Origin of the sequence: Dokdonella sp. (assembly GCF_019634775.1) — a bacterium.
Classification (GTDB): domain Bacteria; phylum Pseudomonadota; class Gammaproteobacteria; order Xanthomonadales; family Rhodanobacteraceae; genus Dokdonella.
The window spans coordinates 1600108-1617540 of the sequence record NZ_JAHCAS010000001.1; the positions used below are offsets into that span (position 1 = coordinate 1600108).

At 68.4% G+C, this 17433-nt stretch carries 15 protein-coding genes; 2 read left to right on the plus strand and 13 right to left on the minus strand.

Going from position 1 to position 17433, the window contains the following annotated elements; all coding sequences use genetic code 11:
* Nucleotides 1–18: 18 nt before the first annotated feature.
* The 10 genes from pdxA to KF907_RS06850 form a co-directional block, all read right to left on the minus strand.
* A complete protein-coding gene (gene pdxA / locus KF907_RS06805) occupies nucleotides 19–1026 on the minus strand; it encodes a 4-hydroxythreonine-4-phosphate dehydrogenase PdxA (RefSeq protein ID WP_291219238.1) in 1008 nt (335 codons plus the stop codon).
* Between the two features lie 2 nt (nucleotides 1027–1028).
* On the minus strand, nucleotides 1029–2330 hold the full coding sequence (locus KF907_RS06810) for a peptidylprolyl isomerase (protein ID WP_291219239.1): 1302 nt from the start codon (nucleotides 2328–2330) through the stop codon (nucleotides 1029–1031).
* 283 nt (nucleotides 2331–2613) lie between these two features.
* Nucleotides 2614–4869, minus strand: a complete 2256-nt coding sequence (locus KF907_RS06815) for an LPS-assembly protein LptD (RefSeq protein WP_291219241.1) — start codon at nucleotides 4867–4869, stop codon at nucleotides 2614–2616.
* A 107-nt stretch (nucleotides 4870–4976) separates the two neighbouring features.
* The gene (locus KF907_RS06820; protein ID WP_291219243.1) at nucleotides 4977–6200 is read right to left on the minus strand and encodes a polymorphic toxin type 44 domain-containing protein; all 1224 of its coding nucleotides are present in this window, start codon (nucleotides 6198–6200) and stop codon (nucleotides 4977–4979) included.
* An 85-nt stretch (nucleotides 6201–6285) separates the two neighbouring features.
* A complete protein-coding gene (locus KF907_RS06825) occupies nucleotides 6286–6738 on the minus strand; it encodes a hypothetical protein (protein WP_291219245.1) in 453 nt (150 codons plus the stop codon).
* A gap of 68 nt (nucleotides 6739–6806) precedes the next feature.
* Nucleotides 6807–7742: a histone deacetylase family protein gene (locus tag KF907_RS06830; protein WP_291219246.1), complete on the minus strand. Its 936-nt coding sequence runs from the start codon at nucleotides 7740–7742 to the stop codon at nucleotides 6807–6809.
* Between the two features lie 7 nt (nucleotides 7743–7749).
* Nucleotides 7750–8304 (minus strand): cob(I)yrinic acid a,c-diamide adenosyltransferase, encoded by a 555-nt coding sequence (locus KF907_RS06835; RefSeq protein WP_291219248.1) that lies wholly within the window; start codon nucleotides 8302–8304, stop codon nucleotides 7750–7752.
* A 7-nt stretch (nucleotides 8305–8311) separates the two neighbouring features.
* Nucleotides 8312–8890: a hypothetical protein gene (locus KF907_RS06840; RefSeq protein ID WP_291219249.1), complete on the minus strand. Its 579-nt coding sequence runs from the start codon at nucleotides 8888–8890 to the stop codon at nucleotides 8312–8314.
* 49 nt (nucleotides 8891–8939) lie between these two features.
* Nucleotides 8940–9545, minus strand: coding sequence for a histidine phosphatase family protein (locus KF907_RS06845; protein ID WP_291219250.1), 606 nt, complete (start codon nucleotides 9543–9545; stop codon nucleotides 8940–8942).
* A 132-nt stretch (nucleotides 9546–9677) separates the two neighbouring features.
* The gene (locus KF907_RS06850; RefSeq protein ID WP_291219251.1) at nucleotides 9678–12641 is read right to left on the minus strand and encodes a M14 family zinc carboxypeptidase; all 2964 of its coding nucleotides are present in this window, start codon (nucleotides 12639–12641) and stop codon (nucleotides 9678–9680) included.
* A 124-nt stretch (nucleotides 12642–12765) separates the two neighbouring features.
* Here KF907_RS06850 and ubiH point away from each other — a divergent pair, with 124 nt between their 5' ends.
* Both ubiH and KF907_RS06860 read left to right on the plus strand, forming a co-directional pair.
* A complete protein-coding gene (ubiH, locus tag KF907_RS06855) occupies nucleotides 12766–13968 on the plus strand; it encodes a 2-octaprenyl-6-methoxyphenyl hydroxylase (RefSeq protein WP_291219253.1) in 1203 nt (400 codons plus the stop codon).
* Nucleotides 13965–15155, plus strand: coding sequence for a UbiH/UbiF/VisC/COQ6 family ubiquinone biosynthesis hydroxylase (locus KF907_RS06860; RefSeq protein ID WP_291219255.1), 1191 nt, complete (start codon nucleotides 13965–13967; stop codon nucleotides 15153–15155). The genes ubiH and KF907_RS06860 overlap by 4 nt, the downstream gene beginning before the upstream one ends.
* A 73-nt stretch (nucleotides 15156–15228) precedes the next feature.
* Here KF907_RS06860 and KF907_RS06865 read toward each other — a convergent pair whose 3' ends face one another.
* The 3 genes from KF907_RS06865 to KF907_RS06875 all read right to left on the minus strand — a co-directional run bounded on the left by KF907_RS06865 (nucleotide 15229) and on the right by KF907_RS06875 (nucleotide 17423).
* A complete protein-coding gene (locus tag KF907_RS06865; RefSeq protein ID WP_291219257.1) occupies nucleotides 15229–15723 on the minus strand; it encodes a cupin domain-containing protein in 495 nt (164 codons plus the stop codon).
* Between the two features lie 70 nt (nucleotides 15724–15793).
* Entirely contained in the window at nucleotides 15794–16033 is a 240-nt protein-coding gene (locus tag KF907_RS06870; RefSeq protein ID WP_291219258.1) for a hypothetical protein, read from the minus strand.
* A gap of 55 nt (nucleotides 16034–16088) precedes the next feature.
* A complete protein-coding gene (locus KF907_RS06875) occupies nucleotides 16089–17423 on the minus strand; it encodes a S8 family serine peptidase (protein WP_291219260.1) in 1335 nt (444 codons plus the stop codon).
* Nucleotides 17424–17433 lie beyond the last annotated feature (10 nt).

Sequence of the window (17433 nt, forward strand, 5' to 3'; positions counted from 1 at the left end):
GGAAATGGGATCGGGATTCTACGCGCAGGCGGCACGCTGCAACCGCCTTTGCGCGAGCTCCACGGCGAGCCGGACCGCGGCAAGGAGGCTGCCGGGATCGGCGCGACCGCTGCCGGCGAGGTCGAGGGCGGTGCCATGGTCGACCGATGTGCGCACGTATGGCAGGCCGAGGGTGACGTTGACCGCATGACCGAAGCCGGCGTGCTTGAGCACGGGCAGACCTTGGTCGTGGTACATCGCGAACACGGCATCGAAGCGCGCGAGCTGGTTTGGCACGAAGGCGGTGTCGGCAGGCAGCGGGCCTTCAAGTTGAAGGTCCTCCCCGCGTGCGGTTTCGATTGCGGGGAGGATCGTGTCGATCTCCTCGCGACCGAGATGGCCGCCTTCGCCGGCGTGTGGATTGAGGCCGAGCACGGCGATGCGCGGCGCGCTGATGCCGAAGTGGTGGCGCAGGTCACGATCGAGGATGCGCAGCTTGCGCACCAGATCGTCGTGGGTGATCGCGGTTGGCACGGCAGCGAGCGGCAAGTGGGTCGTGGCCAGGGCGACACGCAAGTCCCCGGCGACGAGCATCATGACGACTTCGCTTTGCGCACGCGCAGCGAAGAATTCGGTGTGACCGCTGAACGACACGCCGGCATCGTTGATGACGCCCTTGTGCACGGGGGCGGTGACGATGGCATCGAACAGGCCGGCCTGCGCGCCGTCGGCGGCACGTGCGAGCGTTTCGAGCACGTAGCTCGCGTTGGCGGGGGCGAGCTTTCCCGGCTGTGAAGGCACGGCCAACCGGCAGTCGAGCACGGCCAGCGTTCCCGGTGGGCTTGAGGCGGTGGTGGAGTCCCACGGCACCAGCGTCGGGGCGACGTCGATCAGGCGCGCGCGTGCCGCAACGAGATCGTGGTCGGCGATGACGACAAGGTCGGCCCCGACATCGACGCCGGCGAGGTGCGCGACGAGTTCGGGACCGATGCCGGCAGGTTCACCGGCGGTCAGCGCGATGCGCGGTCGGCGCGCGCGCGGGTCCACCGTCAGCCGGCGCCGCTCGCGCCCGGCAGGCGGATGTCGATGAAGGCCTCTGAGCGCATCTGACGCAGGAAGCTCTCATATTCCTCTTCGGCCTTGCGTGCCCCGAGCGTCTGCCGCGCCTTGTCGCGCTCGGCTTCATTCGTGCGGTCCTCGGTACGCGTGGCAATTCGCTGCAGGATGTGCCAGCCGACGTCAGTCTCGAAGGGTTCGCTGATCTGGCCATCAGCATTGTCCTGCAAGGCCTCGGCTACACGTGTGCCATAGGCGTTGAGCACGAACCAGCCCATGTCGCCGCCGATGTTCGCGGTCGGTGCGTCCTCGGAGTATTCGCGTGCGAGCGTGCCGAAATCCTCGCCAGCGAGTGCACGGCGGCGGATGTCTTCGATTTTGGACCGCGCCTGGTCATTGGAGACGAGCTCGGTTTTCTTGATGAGGATGTGGCGTGCGTGATACTCGGTGACGAGTTGTTGCCCGCCGCTGCGGCGTTCGACCAACTTGATGATGTGGAAGCCGTTCGGTCCACGCACCGGTGCAGCGGTCTCGCCCGGCGACAGCCTCTCGGCGATTTCGGCAAAGGCAGGCGGTACCTCGTTCGCGCTACGCCAGCCCAGGTCGCCGCCTTCGAGGGCATTCTGCGCATCCGAATAGCGGATCGCGGCAGCGGTGAAATCGAGGCCTTCCGCGATCTGGCGGCTGACATCTTCGGCCTTCGCCCGGGCCACATCGATCTGTCCGGCGGTGGCGCCATCGGGCAGGGTGATGAGGATGTGGCCAAGGTGCAGTTCGAGACTCGACACGCCGCCGTTCTTGAGCATGAGGTCGATCTCGGTGTCGCTGACCTGCACACGGCTCTGTACGACGCGCTGGCGCAGGCGCTGCACGATCGTCTCGTCGTGCACGTTCTTGCGGAACGCCTCCCACGACAGGCCCTGTTGCTGCACGGCCTGGCGCAGCTGGCCGACGTCGAGGCGGTTCTGCCGGGCGATCTGGGTGATGGTTTGATCGACATCGGCGTCGGACAGCTTGATTCCGGTGCCATCGGCCCGGTCGACCTGCAGCTTCACCATGATCAGGCGGTCGAGCACCTGGCGCTCGAGCTCGGCGCGCGGCGGCAACTGCTGGGGGTTGCGTGCGTACTGGGTGATGATTGCCTCGACCGAGCGCTCGAGTTCGCTGCGCAGGATGACGTCCTCGTCGACCACCGCGACGATGCCGTCGAGTGGTTCGCTCGGCATCAACTGCGCATGTGCGGCCGGCAGGGCCATGGATAGGGCGAGAACGGCGAGGACGAACGGCTTGTTCATGCGCGTCGGGGTTCCTGGAAGGATGTGGGGAGCCGGGGCGGATTCTAGGGATGTTCTGATCAATCCCACAACGGCGTCACCGTCCTGTGCGGGCGCAGATCAAGGCGCGACGGCGAAGGCAGACTGGCCGTCTGTCGAGCCGGCGCAAGGCCGAGCTGCGCCCGTACAGGACAGACCCAACCCTTTGATCCCCAATGACGGGGTGATCAGAACACTTCCAGGCGGGCGCCGCGCCGGCGGCGTCAGGATTCCGTTGGTGGCAGGGTGGTTCGGCGCCGTGCTCCTACTGGTAGCCGAGGATAGCACGGCGCAGGAAATCGCCGGTTTTCTGCCCGATCGAGCCGATTCCCTTGAATTCGACCTCGAAGTACAGCGCATTCGTCGCGTCGCCTTCGATGTTGTGCACATAGCGGCGGCCGAGCACGCGCCACGCCGTGCAGCAACTGTCGTGCTCGATACCGGCGAAGGCTTCGAGGGTGGTGTTGTCGCGCAGCGAATAATTCCAGCGCGCGACGAAGCGCCACGCGCCACTGATCGGCACCAGCACTGAGCCGTCGACGTATTCGAGGAAATCGCGGCGGAAGCGATAGGACAGATTGGCCACGCCCTCGCGGCCGAAGCGGTTCTGGATGCCGATCGACGACAGGTCGGTGCGGTCGCTGTTCGGGTTCCACTGGTTGGCCAGGGTGGCGCGCCAGCGGTCGCTGATGCGCAGGTCGAGCTCGCCGATGTATGCCGAGCCGGAGAAATCGGTGGCTGGGCGGCCCGGCAACTGCACGCGCTGGTCGTCGAAATGGCGGATCTGGCCGATGCTCGCGCTGAGGCGCTCGGTGCCATCGCCGTCGAGCAGGCGTGAGGTCAGGGCAAGGGTCAGGTTGTTTGCATCCATCTGACGGTCGGCGCCGACGAAGCGGTTTGTGCGGAACAACTGGCCGAAGCTGAATGGCGTTTCCTGGGTGTCGAACAGCGGCAGGTCGTCCTGGTCGCGATACGGCACGTGCAGGTAGTAGAGGCGCGGTTCGAGGGTCTGCGTCCAGTCGCCGCCGGCGAGGTTCAGGGCGCGCTCGAAACGCAGGCCGGCATCGAGACTGGCGATCGGCATGCCGCGGTCGGGGTGGCGGTTGCCGTCGCGGTCGATGTCGTAGCGCGTGTAGCGGTAGCCGATCTCTGGTCGCATGAAGTACGCCGCAGCGTCGATCGGATACGCGAGATAGGGATGCAGGTCGAGACGGCGGCCATCGACCGCGTCGTCGTTGGAGAAGGCAACGAACTCCGAGCGGATGCCGCCGTCGATCCCGCCGAACAGGTTCCGCTCGGCGTCGAAGGTCACGCGCGGCAGGCGACGGTAGGGTTCGGCGGCACCAGGCAGGGTCGGGTCGGTGATCTGGTATTCATCGCCGCCGATGCGCGCGTTCCACCAGGTGCCGTTGCCGACCACGTAGGCGCGTGACGGCAACAGGCTGGTCGCGGCGATGTTGAGGCTGCGGCCGAAGTCCTCGAACCAGCGGTCGTCGGAGGCGCGGTTGATGTCGATTTCCGCGCCCCAGTGACGGCTGAAGCGTGAGCGGTTGTCCCAGTGGAACAGGCGGCGGCTGCCATCGTCCTTGCGGTCGTCGGGCAGCAGGTTCAGTTCGACGCTGCCACGGCTGGAATCGGTGAGGTATCTGAACTCACCGCCGAGCATGAGGCCGCGGTGGCTCATCAGGCGCGGCGTCAGGGTGAGATCGTAGTTCGGTGCGAGATTGAGGTAGTACGGCAGGCTGAAGTCGAAACCGCGCCGATCGTTGTAACCGAACTCGGGGAACAGGAAGCCGCTCTTGCGCCGGTCGTCGAGCGGGAAGGTCGCGTACGGCAGCCAGAATACCGGCACGTCGGCGATGCGGAAGCTCAGGTCGCGGGCGACACCGACACCTTCGGCTTGGTCGAGTTGCATCTCGCGCGCACGGAACTCCCAGCCTGGCGAGTCGAGCGGGCAGGTGCTGAAGCTCGTGTCGGTCAGTTCGGCGTGGTCGGTGTCCTTCAAGACAGCGGCGCCGGCTCGACCGTTGCCGCGCGAGGACAGCAGCTGGTAGCGCACGCCATCGAGGCTGCCGCTTGCCGGAGCGGTCGTGCCGCGTCCGCTCTTGGCCGACATCAGCAGGTTGCGGTCCTGGTAGCGCACCGCGCCTTCGGCGCTCCATGCCGTCGACGACTGCGTATAGGTGAAGCGGTCGGCGCGGATGAGCTGATCGAGCTGACGGATGCTGGCATCGCCTTCGAGCACATAGGTGTCGCCGTCTGCGGAGCTGCCGTAGCGCGCCTCGACCTCGGTGTCAGCAGCCGTGCGCTCGCCGCTGGTCGGCAGTCCCGGCACGTGGAACTCGAGCAGATCATTCGGAGGGCACTGCGACCAGTCGGCACTCGGGCGCGGACAGGCATGGATACCGATCGGACAGATCGGTGCATCGCTCTCGGCCGCCAGGCCGGGCATGCACAGCGCGCACAGGATGGCTGCGGCGAGCGGTCGCCGCAGGCGGATAGAGCGGGTCGAGTGGATCACGGTCGATGAGGCGCCGGCGGCGAGGACGCGATAGCTTGCCGAATCGGACCGGCGGCGGCAAACCCGGTATGCAGGGTTTGCCGCGCGATCGGCATCAGGTGGTGCGGTCAATCACCCCAGACCCGCCACAGGCCCGAGCGGTGGTAGGCATATCCGTCGCGGATCTGCTGCTGGTCGCGTGGGTCGTCGCCGTAGCTGCCGCCGAAATCGAGCGGGCCGCCCCATTCCGGGCGCGAGGTACCGCTCTGCTGCTGCTTCCAGCCCGCGGCACGCAGGGCGACGTCCTCGGGAATGCCGGCCGCAGCGGCGGTCATGCCGTAGTTGAAGTTGCCGAAGTTCTCGTATTGCGCGCCTTGCTGCTTGTAGTCCCAGGGCGCATGGCTGTCGACCTGGTCCTTGAACCACGGCAGGTTCAGCGGAAAGTCCCGGTGTTGCGAGGCAAGTTCGATGTTGGCGGTCGGCGATGCCGTCGGTGGATGCTCGGGCACGATGCCGATGCCGGCGGCAATTGCCTCGTCGCGGCCGAGCAGACCGGAAAGGGCCTTGGCCGTGTTGTCTGCCGTGGCGTCCAGGCGCGGATCGCCGCCGGGCGTGGAGCTGATCGCCGACTGCATGGCGCCGAGCGCCTCGGCTGCCGATTCGAACACCGTCGTGCGCAGGGCGAGATCGCCACCCTGGGCGGCGCCGATGATGCGATCGAGCGTCGCCGGCTGGAAATCATGCAAGGTGACCGGTGGCAGCATTGCGCCGGTCGAAATCGTCGTGCTGGCATGGCCGGACGCCGCCTCAAGCACGCCATCGAGCTTGCCGGCCTGATCGAGCCTGCGCACCGCGTCGGCGAATGCATTCGGCGAATCGGCCAAGCTGGCCAGCACGTCGGCGGCGGCGTGTGCCTCGGCGTTGCCGTAGTGGGTGGTCATGCTGCCGAAGTTCGCCGTGAACGCCTGCGGGCCACCCTGGATTTGGCTGCCGAGCGCATCGAGGTATTCGACCTTCTGCGTCGCATCGCCCGCGCGGATCACCGCGGCGGTGGTTGGCTCGACGCCGAAGGCATCGGCGACGCGGGCCAGCTGTGTGCCGTCGAGCGCGCCGGCAAGCGTGTTGAGCAGGGCATCGCGGTCACCGGCGCTGAGGCCGTTGACCCAGCTGTTGGCCTCGTCTGCCCAGTGTTGCAGTTCCTCGTCGCCCAGCTGCGCGACGACATCGTTGATTTCGCTCGGTGAAACGCTGGCGAGCGTGGAATGGATGTCCTTGAGATCGTCCTCGGTGACATCCCAGTCGGTGAGCGATTCGGCGAGCCTGTCGCGGACGGTATCGAGGGTGTCGGTCATGGCAGTGTCACACAGGCGGACAGGCGGCCATGCTGGATCGCGAGGCCAGCGGCAGGAACTGGGGAAAACCCCGGGCTGCCGTGATTCAGCGGGCGTCGGCCTTCGCGCGTTCGATGTTGTGGCGCATGCCGCCGGGTGGTGCGCCAGGATCGGTGCGGCCGGGTGCGAATGCGAGGTCGAAGCCGGCACCGACGGCGGTCACGCCAGCGGCGTCCCGGCGCGTCGTGTAGGCGTCGAGGTAGCGGATCTCGAGCCGGCGGGGAGACGTCCATGCCAGGCTGGCGCCATAGGCCTGCCGGTTGCGCGTCGCGCCGACCAGTTCGGCAACCGGATCGCCATGCACGGCCGCGCCGGCGGCGACGACGTGGACGTGGTAGACGAAGGTGGTCGTCGCACCGCCGTTTGACTCGGCCAGTACCGCGTCGAGGCGGCCATCCGGCGAGGTCGCGCGCGCGACCTCGTCCCAGCGTGTCGGCGGCGAACACCCGGCCAGTGCGAACAGGGCGGACAGGAGCGTGGCGAAAGGGAGACGATTCATGCGCACAGTGTGGATGCGGGCGCGTGGATCGTCGAGGGTGTGGCGGCGGATGGGTGAACGCGAAGCGTTCAGTCCGGATCACAGCCGTGGAGCAACTCCGTGACATGCACCGCCACAGTCTCGCGCAAGGCGGTCAGGCTGTAGCCGCCCTCGAGTGTGGACACGATTCGGCCCTGTGCATGGCGTTCGGCCAGTTCGACCAGGCGGCGCGTGATCCAGGCGTAGTCGTCGCTGTCAAGGTCGAGGTTGGCGAGTGGGTCGAGCCGGTGCGCATCGAAACCGGCCGAGACGAGCACGAGCTGAGGGGCGAAGGCATCGACCGCCGGCAGCACGAGGTCAGTCATCGCCGCGCGGAATCCAGCCGAACCGGTGCCCGGCGGCAGCGGTGCGTTGATGATGTTGCCGACGCCGCGTTCGCGTGCGCTGCCGCTGCCTGGATACAGCGGCGACTGGTGCGTCGAGGCAAACAGCACGCGTGCCTCGGACCAGAAGATGTCCTGCGTGCCATTGCCGTGGTGGACGTCGAAGTCGACGATGGCGATGCGCGCAAGGCCGTGTTCGGCCAGCGCATGCATGGCGCCGACGGCGATATTGTTGAACAGGCAGAACCCCATCACCGCCTGTGCGGTGGCATGATGGCCCGGCGGGCGCACCGCGCAGAACGCGCGGCGGGTGTCGCCTTGCATGACACGGTCGACTGCCGCACAGACCGCACCGGCCGCGCGCAGCGCTGCTTCCTTGGAGCCGGTCGACATCACTGTGTCGGCATCGAGACGGCGACCGTCGACGTCGGGCGCATCGAGTACGCCGGCGAGGTGTCCGGCGTGGTGTGCGCGCAGCAGTTGCGCGCGTGTCGCGCGCGGCGCTTCGATGCGTTCGAGCGTGGCGAAACGATCGTCATCGAGCGCCTGCAGGACGGCGGTCAGGCGCGCGGGCGATTCGGGATGGCCGGGACCGGGGACGTGGTCGAGGCAGGCCCGATGCGTGTACAGGGCGACGCCCATTGGCCGTTCAGCGGCGCACTCGCTCGTGTTGCCACAGCACCTCGCCGTGCGCCGAGGCGCGGGCAAGCACGCGGGCGATGACGAACAGCAGGTCGGACAATCGATTGAGATAACGCATCGCCTCGGCGCGCACGCTCTCCGTGCGCGATAGTGCGACCACTTCGCGCTCGGCGCGCCGGCAGATCGTGCGGGCCAAGTGGCATTGCGCCGCGGCCATGCCGCCGCCCGGCAGGATGAAATCCTTGAGTGGCGGCAGATCCTCGTTGAAGCCATCGAGCTCGCGTTCGAGGCGCTCGATCTCGGCGGCGTGCACAAGCGCCATGCCAGGAATGCACAGTTCACCGCCGAGATTGAACAACTCGTGCTGCACGCGCGTCAGCACGTCGCGCACGGCCTCGGGCACCTCGCAGGCGAGGACGACGCCGAGCGCGCTGTTGAGTTCGTCGACCGCGCCGTAGGCACCGACGCGCGGGTTGTCCTTGCCGACGCGGCTGCCATCGCCGAGGCCGGTCGAACCGTCGTCGCCGGTGCGTGTATAGATCTTCGAGAGGCGGTTGCCCACGCCAGGCTCAGCGTGTCGCGCGCACCGCGCCGGGCAGGGCCAGCGCGGCGATCGTGTGGAACGCTGCGGCGATACCGGCATAGGTCGCCGTGGTGCCGACGAAGGTGAGGTACCAGTCACCGAGGTTCTTGAACCAGCCGCCGAAGCTGCGCTCGGTCACCATTGGGCTCAGCCAGTAGAAGCTGCCGTTGCTGACCAGATAACAGAGCGTCGCCGCCACGAGCAGCGAGGAAACGAAGCGGCCGAGCGTGGCGAGGGTGATGCCGTCGTAGCGGCTGCGCAGCCATGAACCGCCGAACCACAGCACGGCATAGGCCGGCAGCAGCATCCAGTAGGCCGGCGACACGCAATAATGCGTCCAGAAGTCGAGTCCCTGGCCGGTGACGACGAGGATGTCGACGGCCACCGCCAGCGCCATCAGCAGCGGGAACGCCCAGCGCACCGAACCGCGCAGATAGAAGCCGGCGACGAAGAACACCGCCCACGAGGCATCGGGCACGGCGGCGAAATGGTGGAAGCGCGTCGCCACCATGGCGATGGCAAGAACGGTGAAGATCGCGATGCGCTGCGGCGTGCTGAGGCTCATGTCGGGCTACCGGGTGGACCAGACGCGCATCTTAGCCCATGCGCCTCGTTCAGTCCGCCGGGAACACGGCGCTGTTGACGCAGGCGACGTCGAACTGGCCGTTGCGCCAGCACACCCGCGTGACCTTCGCCGGTTCGACCGCGAGCGCGGTCGCGCGTGCCGGCGGCAGGCCGAGCGCATGGCAGAGCAGGGCGCGGATCGAGCCGGGGTGAGCTACGGCGAGCACGCGGTCGTTGCCCTGCGTGGTGCCGAGCAGGGCCGACAGCCAGACTGCGGTCCGGCGCAGGACGTCGGCGAAGCTCTCGCCGTCCGGAGCCGGCTGGATCACCCAGTTGTCCAGCCAGTGCCGGTATGCCAGCGCATCCTCGCGCGCGATCTGGTCCCAGCGCCTGCCCTCCCATCGGCCGAAATCGAACTCGCGCAGGCGCTCGTCGACCAAGGGCTCGATTGCAAAGCGCGCGGCGAACACCTGTGCCGATTGCTGCGCGCGGCGCAGGTCGCTGCTGAACAGGAAGCGCGGCGCCGCCCCGGTCCAGCCCGCGGCGAGGCCTTGCACGTCGGTGAAGCCGCGTGCCGACAGCGGTGGATCGCCATGCCCCACGCAGAGCGCGGCATCGGCATCGGTGGTGCCGTGGCAGGTGAGGATCAGGTCCATCAGAAAAAGTTCGTGCAGGTCTGGTAGGGCCGATGTTGCGAGCGGGGCGACGCGGTTTCGTAGGAGCCCGTTCACGGGCGATCGGTGTTGCGATGGAACGAACGAAGGAAAGCATCGCCCCTGAAGGGGCTCCTACAAGGAATCGAAGTGAAGGATCGCATTGGTCACGAGCGGGTAGCTGCCGAGCGTGGCAGCGCGGTACAGCGGGTTGATCGCGAACAGCAGCACGCGGCCCTTGCCGTGGCGGGCTTCGACGAGGGCGGCGCGTTGCGCAAGTTGACCGCCGCCGTCGAGCAGGCCCGAGACGAACAGTTCGTTGGCATCGGCGAAGCGCAGCAGGGCCCGCGGGCGCAGGGCTTCGGGGATCACGCGCGGATTGTTGCGGCGGTGTTCGTCGCTGAGCGGCAGGGCCTGCCAGCGTTCCGCATGCGGAAGCTCCGGTGGCGTGCCGAAGCCGGCGGTCTGCGGCAGGTCGATGTCGTCGGGGCCACCACGGCCGGTCGGGCGCCTGTGGTCGTCGGCACTGTGCGGCGGACGCCCGCCGGCCTGCTGGCTCAGGGTGAACGACAGGCCTTCCGCGGTGTAGACGGTGAATGGCTTGGCGTAACCCCAGGTCACCGGACTCGCCGATTCGGTCGCCTGCGCGCGCACGAGGGTGCCGTTGAGGCGCAGGCCGTCGCGTTTGGCGATGCCGACGCCGGGTGCCAAGCCGATCTCGATCGCGAGTTCGGCAGTGTCGCCGGCGGTGACCAGCAGGCCGCCGTCGGCGACGAAGCGCTTGAGGTTGTCGACACCGCGTGCGCCGAGACCAGGGCGCACGTCGTCCGTTTCGTCGATGCGGCCGAGGTTGGGCGTGAGCGCGGTCTTCTTCCACGGCATCGCATTGCCCCACATCGGCAGGCCGTCGACGATCTGGCGCACCGGGCCGGCATCGACCGGGCCGAACAGGATCACGTCGTAGCGTGAGCGCAGCCTTGCATCGGTGGCGACATCCTGCGTGCTGATGTAGTCGTAGCGGATGCCGAGTTCGTCGAGGGCGAGGCGCCACCAACCTTCGGTCTGGGTCGAAAGCCAGCTGTGCAGCACGGCGACGCGCGGCGTGCGCAGTGCGCGCGTGGGCACCGACGGCGCGCTGTCGGTGGCGGTCACGTCGAGGTGGAGGCGGCGTGCGATGTCATCGAAGCCGGCATCGGCCTTGCGCACGATCAGCGATCCGGCGGCGTAGTCGCGTCCGCCATGCTGGAACGCCTGCGTGGCGACCTCGATCGATGCGCCTTTCGCGGCGAAGCGCAGGCTGGCCAGTTCGGCGGTGGCGCTGTTGGCGACGATGCGCAGCGCGCCGCTGCCGGCGATCGCGCGCGCGGGAAGGGCGCCGTCGACGCGCCGCATGCGCGCCTTGAGGATGCCGGTGTCTGTGACGCGCTCTACATCGACGCCGAACTGTTCGCCGAGGGTCCAGCCGGTGTCGTCGTACGGACGCTTCTGCGGATCGTCCGGCGACCAGTACTGGCGGTCGAGCAGTACATCGGCGACGCGCGACCACGGCTGGTCGAGGCGCACGACGAAACTGCCGGCAGGGAAGCTGCGCGTTTCGGGTTCTTTTGCTGTGTCCTTGTCATTGGTTTCGCCGGGCTTGCGCCGCGGCGACGGCCGCGTGATCGTCAGCGCCTCGTCGAGGCGATGGATCTCGACATGCTGGCGACGCATGACCTCGAGCAGCTTCGCCTGCGCGGGACTGCGCGGATCGTCGGCACTGAACACGTAGGCGGCCGGGCCGCTCTCATGCGGCTTGGCGATCGCGCGCTTTGCCTTCAGCCAGTGATTGCGCAGGAAGGTCTTGCCATTCGCGGCGAAGTAGTCGAGCGCACTGAGCACGCCGCTCTGCGAATAATTGTTGTTGTTGCGCTGCGACCACAGCACCTTCGCGCGGGGTGGGTTCGGCTTGTACCAGGTGCGTTCGTACTCGTCGGGATCGAGCTGGCGCTCGACGGTGTCGGCGCCGCCGTTGCCGAAGGTCTCGTAAAGGCGGCTGATGCCGTTGCGCATCGCCGCGACGAACATGAGATAACCCGGGCTCCAGGTGTCGAAATTGCCGTGCGTGTACACGCCGGGCAGGCCGAGGCGGGTCAGCGTCTCGACATTGCTCCAGCCGAGCTGGTGCCATTCGTTGACCAGCAGAGGATCGATCCAGGCGTTGTACGGGCCGTCGCCGACCGTGTTGTCGTAGAGAAACGGCACCGACTCGTGCAGGTCGTGCAACACCTGCGGATGCCAGTCGGCCCAGGCGTCGATCATGTTCCGGGTCAGGGCGAGCGAGGCGATCATGGCGTCGCGGTTGTTGTCGTGGGCGACGTAGTGGCCCCAGTACAGCAGGCGCGGATACTGCGCATCCGGATGCGCGCGATGCCAACGATAGAGGTCGACCATGCGCTCCCAGCCGTCCGCCTCGACGACCGGCGTGATCAGGGTGATGACATTGGCGCGGATCGTGCGGATGTATGGCGCCTCGTCGACGGTGAGGCGATAGGCCAGCTCCATCAGCGAAGTCGGCGTACCGGTTTCGGTCGAGTGCAGGGCACCACTCAGCCAGTACACGGGAGTTGTGGCCGCCACCAGCTCCGCGGCGCGCGTGTCATCGAAACCAATGCGGCGCGGGTCGCCGAGGTCGGCGAGGCGCGCGCGGTTCGCGTCGAGGTCGGCGATCAGCTTCGCGTCGGCGATCGCCACAGCGATCATTTCTCGCCCCTCCTCGGAGCGCCCGATCGAAAACACCTTCACGCGCGGGCTGGCCGCCTCGAGCATGCGGAAGTAGCCGTGCACGTCGGCGAGCCGCGGCAGGTGGTTCGGCGCACCCGAGACGTCGCCGAGTACCTTGGCCGGCGTCGGCACGGTTTCCGAAGCCGGCAGGTAGTCGGTCAGGATGGTGTTGAACGCGGGTTCGGTCGTGTATTTGGCGATCTGCGCGCCATACCACGCATCGACCGGCTGTGCCGGATCGCGCGCAAAATGCGCCTCCATCGGCGAGATCGGCGCCGGCTGAGCGGTGGCGACCAGCGGCAGCACAAGCGAAGCGGCAAGCAGGAACGTTCGGCGCATGGCGAATCCGGCGGCAGGCCCGCACAGGGACATGAGCCCTGCATTGTGCCAGCGACGGGCGGGAGCGGCATGCGACATTCGTAGGCAGTCAGGCAGGGACGCGGGCTCGGCTATCATCCGGCGCATGAAGGAACGATTCGACATCGTCATCGTCGGCGGTGGGTTGGTCGGGGCCAGCCTGGCGATCGCGCTCGACCGCAGCGGTCATCGGGTCGCCCTCGTCGAGGCCGCCTTGCCACGGGTCGAAACGCAACCAAGCTACGACGAGCGCAACCTCGCCCTGGCACGGGTGACGATCGATGGCCTGGCCTCGCTCGGTGTGTGGCCGCATGCCTCGGCGGCAGCCACGCCGATCCGGCGCATCCATGTCAGCCGGCGCGGCGATTTTGGCAGCGTGCACCTGGATTGCGTGCAACTCGGACTGGCCGAATTCGGGGCGGTACTGCCGGCGCGCGAACTCGGCCGTGCCCTGCTCGCGCGGCTGGGAGCCTGTACGCGGCTGGTGCGCATCGCGCCGGCCGAACTGGTCGGCCTCGACGTGCACGCCGATGATGCCGACGCGTGTCTGCGCACGCCGGAGGGCGAACGCCGGCTGTCGACACGCCTGGTGGTCGGTGCCGACGGCACGCAATCCTTCGTGCGCGATGCGGTTGGAGTGGAGGTCGATGAAACCGATTACGCGCAGAGCGCCTTCGTGACGACCCTGACCTGCGAGCGCCCGCTCGATGGCCAGGCCTACGAGCGTTTCACCGACACCGGCCCGGTCGCATTGCTGCCGCTCGGCGGTCGGCGCGCCGGTCTCGTGCTGAGCGTGGCGAGCACCGATGCCGCCCGCGTAGCCGCGCTCGACGATGCCGCCTTCGTTGCCTTCGTGCACGAACGGTTCGGCTGGCGCGCGGGCCGTTTCAGCCGACCCGGTGCGCGCCGGCCGTATCCGTTGAAGCGCACGCTGGCGCGTGCCCTGGTCGCCGGCCGTGCCGTGCTGGTCGGCAATGCCGCGCAGACCGTGCATCCGCTCGGTGCGCAGGGTTTCAATCTCGGCCTGCGTGATGCGCTGACCTTGGCCGAGCTAGTCGAGGCGGCAGACGATCCCGGTGCGGCGGACCTGCTGGCAGCCTATGTTGAACGCCGTCGCCCCGACCGCGAGGCGACGACCGCTTTCAGTGACGACCTTGTGCGCCTGATGGGCAACGACAGCGCGCCGTTGCGCGCATTGCGGTCACTCGGCTTCGCCGCGCTCGCGGCCAGCGATGGCTTGCGCCGGCGTGTCGCCCTGCGCGGCATGGGTTTTCGCGGTGATGTGTCGGCACGGGCGCTCGAGCGATGAATCGTCGTGCCGAGCTTGATGCGATCGTGGTCGGTGCCGGCATCGTCGGCTCGGCGACCGCGCTCGCGCTCGCGCGCGAAGGTTTCGACGTCGCCCTGGTCGAGGCGCAGGCGCCGAAACCATGGCAGGTCGACGATCCGGTCGATCTGCGCGTGGTCGCGCTCGCGCCTGATGGCGCGGCCCTGCTCGATGCGCTCGGTGTGTGGCAAGGCATCCTCGCCGCGCGCGTCGGTCCGTACCGGCGCATGTGCGTGTGGGACGCGCTGGCGCCCGGCGAACTCGTCTTCGACGCGATCGAACGCGGCGAGTCCGCGCTCGGCTGGATCGTCGAAAACCGTCTTTTGCAGCATGCACTGTGGCTGGCGCTTGAGTGCGGCGCGAATCCGGTGCGCCTGCGCTGTCCCGACACGCTGGCAGGCATCGAGGATGACGACGACGGCATCGTCGCCACCTTGGCCAGCGGCGAACGCCTGCATGCGCGCGTCCTGATCGGCGCTGACGGCGTCGCCTCTCCGCTGCGCGAACGCTTGCGTATCGGCACACACGGTCGCGATTACGGCCAGCGTGCGGTGGTTGCCCATGTCGCAACCGAGCGCGCGCATGAAGCGACGGCCTGGCAACGCTTCCAGCCGGGCGGTCCGCTGGCCTTCCTGCCGCTTGCCGACGGGCGTTGTTCGATCGTGTGGTCGCTGCCCGAGGCCGAGGCCGCACGCGTGCTCGCGCTCGATGACGAGTCCTTCCGCGGCGAACTCGGTTGCGCACTTGATTTCCGCCTCGGCACGATCACCGTGACCACGCCACGCGCCGCGTTTCCGTTGCGCCTGCGCCTGGCCGAGCGCTATGTCGCCGGCCGTTGCCTGCTGATCGGTGATGCCGCTCACGGCGTGCATCCGCTGGCCGGACAGGGCATGAACCTCGGCCTGCGCGATGTCGCCAACCTGCGCCGGCAATTCATCGAGGCGCGCACGCGCGGCGGCGACATCGGCGCGGCCCACGTGCTGCGCCGCTACGAACGCGAGCGGCGCAGCGAAAACACCGTCGCCGCACGCGGCTTCGACCTCATCGAGCGCGTGTACTCGTCCGATTCGATGGCGCTGGCCTTGCTGCGCGGCAGTGCACTGGCCATGGTCAATCGCATCACCCCGCTGCGCGATCTGTTCGGCGCCGCCGCGGCCGGGCGCTTGTGACGGTGCATTGCGTGATCCGAAGGAAGCGGAATGGTGCCGGCGGTCGGCATCGGGCGCTCCGCGAATGGATGACTCAGGCCACCCCCTGGCCCGACGTGATCGCATCGAGCTCGCGCAACCGGCGTTCAACCTCCGGCGCGCTGTCGAGCGTGCGGAAGCCGCGCCATTCGTAGCCGGGGGCGACGGTGCAGCCGACCAGGGCGTATTCGCCGAGCGGGCGTGCCGATTGCCAGCAGCCGGCCGGGACGACGAACACCGGCGCGGTGTCGGCGTCGACCGGCCCGAGGCGGTGGCGCGTCAGCGCGCCGTCGCGCGGGTCGAAGCGCAGCAATTCGAGCGCCTCGCCTTCGTACCAGTGCCACAGTTCGTCGGCGTCGACCGCGTGCCAGCGGCTGATCTCGCCTGCCGTGAGCAGATAGTAGATCGAGGTCGCTACCGCGCGCGGACGAGCTTCCTCGCCGAAGGCGGTCTGTGTGGTCGACTCGTAGATGCGGCGGTAGCGTCCGCCTTCGACATGCGGCTCGAGCGCGAGCTTGCGCGCGAGCTGTTCGGATCGGGGGTTGGTCATGGGCGGCATGATACGCGAGGCCGCTGCACGCCCCGAATCGGCGGTCCGACGGGTATTCGCGCGGCCTTGCCTACCAGGTCTCGTCCGCGCCGGGCGGGCCGATGTCGATGCCGGCGTCGCGGGCGACGTCGACGACGCCGTCGATGCCGGTGATCGAGCGCGCGACGGCGGGTGTGGCCGTACCGGTGATGCTGCCGATTTCGGCGAGCACCGCGTCGACCGAGAACCCCTTCTGCTCGAGTTCGCGCGCGATGTCGCCGGCCGCGTGCTGCGGGTCGGTCGTGACGATCCAGCGTTGGCGCTTGCTCATGGTCCGATCCAGGGCTGCGGCATGGGCCGGCATCGGCCGGCCCATGCCGGTGGCGTCACGGTGCCTGCACGAGACCGGCGCCGACACGCGAGGCCGGGTACGGCAGCCGCCGTGCGGTCGCCTGCAGCTTGCGCCACAAGGCCATGCCGCGCAATGCCCCGCTGGTCTGTGCCCACAGCGCCGCGCATCCGGCCACGTGCGGAGCGGCCATGCTCGTGCCGCTGATCGTCCGCGTCAGCGTCGGTCGCGGCCATGACGAGAACACGTCGCGGCCGGGCGCGGCGATCTCGATCTTGCCGCGGTTGGAGTAGCTCGACGGCGCGAGATTCGAGTCGAGCGACGCGACCGACATGATCGTCGGCGAATTCGCCGGTGCGCCGGTGTTCGACGCGGCATTGCCGGCAGCGGCGACGACGAGGCAGCCGCGGGCGAGTGCGGCGGCACCCGCGTTGGTGTACGCGGCCTGCACCGGCGACTGGCTGCCGAGCGACATCGAAATTACTTCGCAGCGGTTGGCGATCGCCCAGTTCATGCCGGCGAGCACGCTGGCGCCGCTGCCGCTGCCCGAGTTGCTGAGCACCTTGCCGACGAAAATGCGCGTGCGATAGCCGATGCCGTAGCGCGGAACCAGGCCGGGCGGCGACTTCGGGCCGCACGCCGTGCCGATGCAGTGGGTGCCATGGCCGTGCAGATCCTGCACCGGTTGTCCGACGAAGCTGGCGCCGGTGATGATGCGGCCGGTGAAATGCGGATGACCGCGATCCATGCCGGTATCGAGCACCGCCACCTTGATGTTGAGGCCGCTGCGGGCGCTCTGCGGCACCCGGCAGGCGCGCAGCCCCCAGGTGGCGCCGAGAACCTCGGCGTCGACTTCGTCGGATTCGACGCCTTCCGTGGAACCCTCGCCGAGATCGCGTGCGATCGTGCCGGCGGCGCTGAGGAAGCCGCGCAGGTACTCGCTGCCTTCGGCGAAGACGAAGTATTCGGGCTCGACGATCTCGATCGGCTCCGCGTCCGAATCCGCCTCGGCGCGGGTGGCGAGACCGCTGGTCTCGAGCGCCTCGCCGCCGACGAGGGCGACGCCGATTTCGGGGAACACGAGCGCGTCGGCATCGCCCGTGTCCTCGGCGGACACCGACTGCCCCTTGAAATCGCGGGCGTCGGCGACGCGCAGGCTGCGGCTGCCGAATGCCTTGATGCCGGCGTCGAGGGCGCCCTCGCGGAAGGTGACGAGATAGCGGCCGGTTTCGTTGGCGTCGCCGCCGCGCTCGAGCGCGGCGAGCAGGAGTTCGTCGATGCCGGATGCCAGCGATGCGCGCGGTGTTTCCGCCTGCAGCGTCTTGCGGGCGCTGCCGCGCGAGGTTTTTCGCGTTGTCTTTCGTGTGGCCATGTTCATTCTT

Coding starts and splice junctions, on each gene's coding strand:
- KF907_RS06810 (WP_291219239.1), bottom strand. CDS start 2,330: ATGAACAAGCCGTTCGTCCTCGCCGTTCTCGCCCTATCCATGGCCCTG.
- KF907_RS06820 (WP_291219243.1), bottom strand. CDS start 6,200: ATGACCGACACCCTCGATACCGTCCGCGACAGGCTCGCCGAATCGCTC.
- KF907_RS06825 (WP_291219245.1), bottom strand. CDS start 6,738: ATGAATCGTCTCCCTTTCGCCACGCTCCTGTCCGCCCTGTTCGCACTG.
- KF907_RS06830 (WP_291219246.1), bottom strand. CDS start 7,742: ATGGGCGTCGCCCTGTACACGCATCGGGCCTGCCTCGACCACGTCCCC.
- KF907_RS06840 (WP_291219249.1), bottom strand. CDS start 8,890: ATGAGCCTCAGCACGCCGCAGCGCATCGCGATCTTCACCGTTCTTGCC.
- KF907_RS06845 (WP_291219250.1), bottom strand. CDS start 9,545: ATGGACCTGATCCTCACCTGCCACGGCACCACCGATGCCGATGCCGCG.
- KF907_RS06850 (WP_291219251.1), bottom strand. CDS start 12,641: ATGCGCCGAACGTTCCTGCTTGCCGCTTCGCTTGTGCTGCCGCTGGTC.
- ubiH (WP_291219253.1), top strand. CDS start 12,766: ATGAAGGAACGATTCGACATCGTCATCGTCGGCGGTGGGTTGGTCGGG.
- KF907_RS06860 (WP_291219255.1), top strand. CDS start 13,965: ATGAATCGTCGTGCCGAGCTTGATGCGATCGTGGTCGGTGCCGGCATC.
- KF907_RS06865 (WP_291219257.1), bottom strand. CDS start 15,723: ATGACCAACCCCCGATCCGAACAGCTCGCGCGCAAGCTCGCGCTCGAG.
- KF907_RS06870 (WP_291219258.1), bottom strand. CDS start 16,033: ATGAGCAAGCGCCAACGCTGGATCGTCACGACCGACCCGCAGCACGCG.
- KF907_RS06875 (WP_291219260.1), bottom strand. CDS start 17,423: ATGGCCACACGAAAGACAACGCGAAAAACCTCGCGCGGCAGCGCCCGC.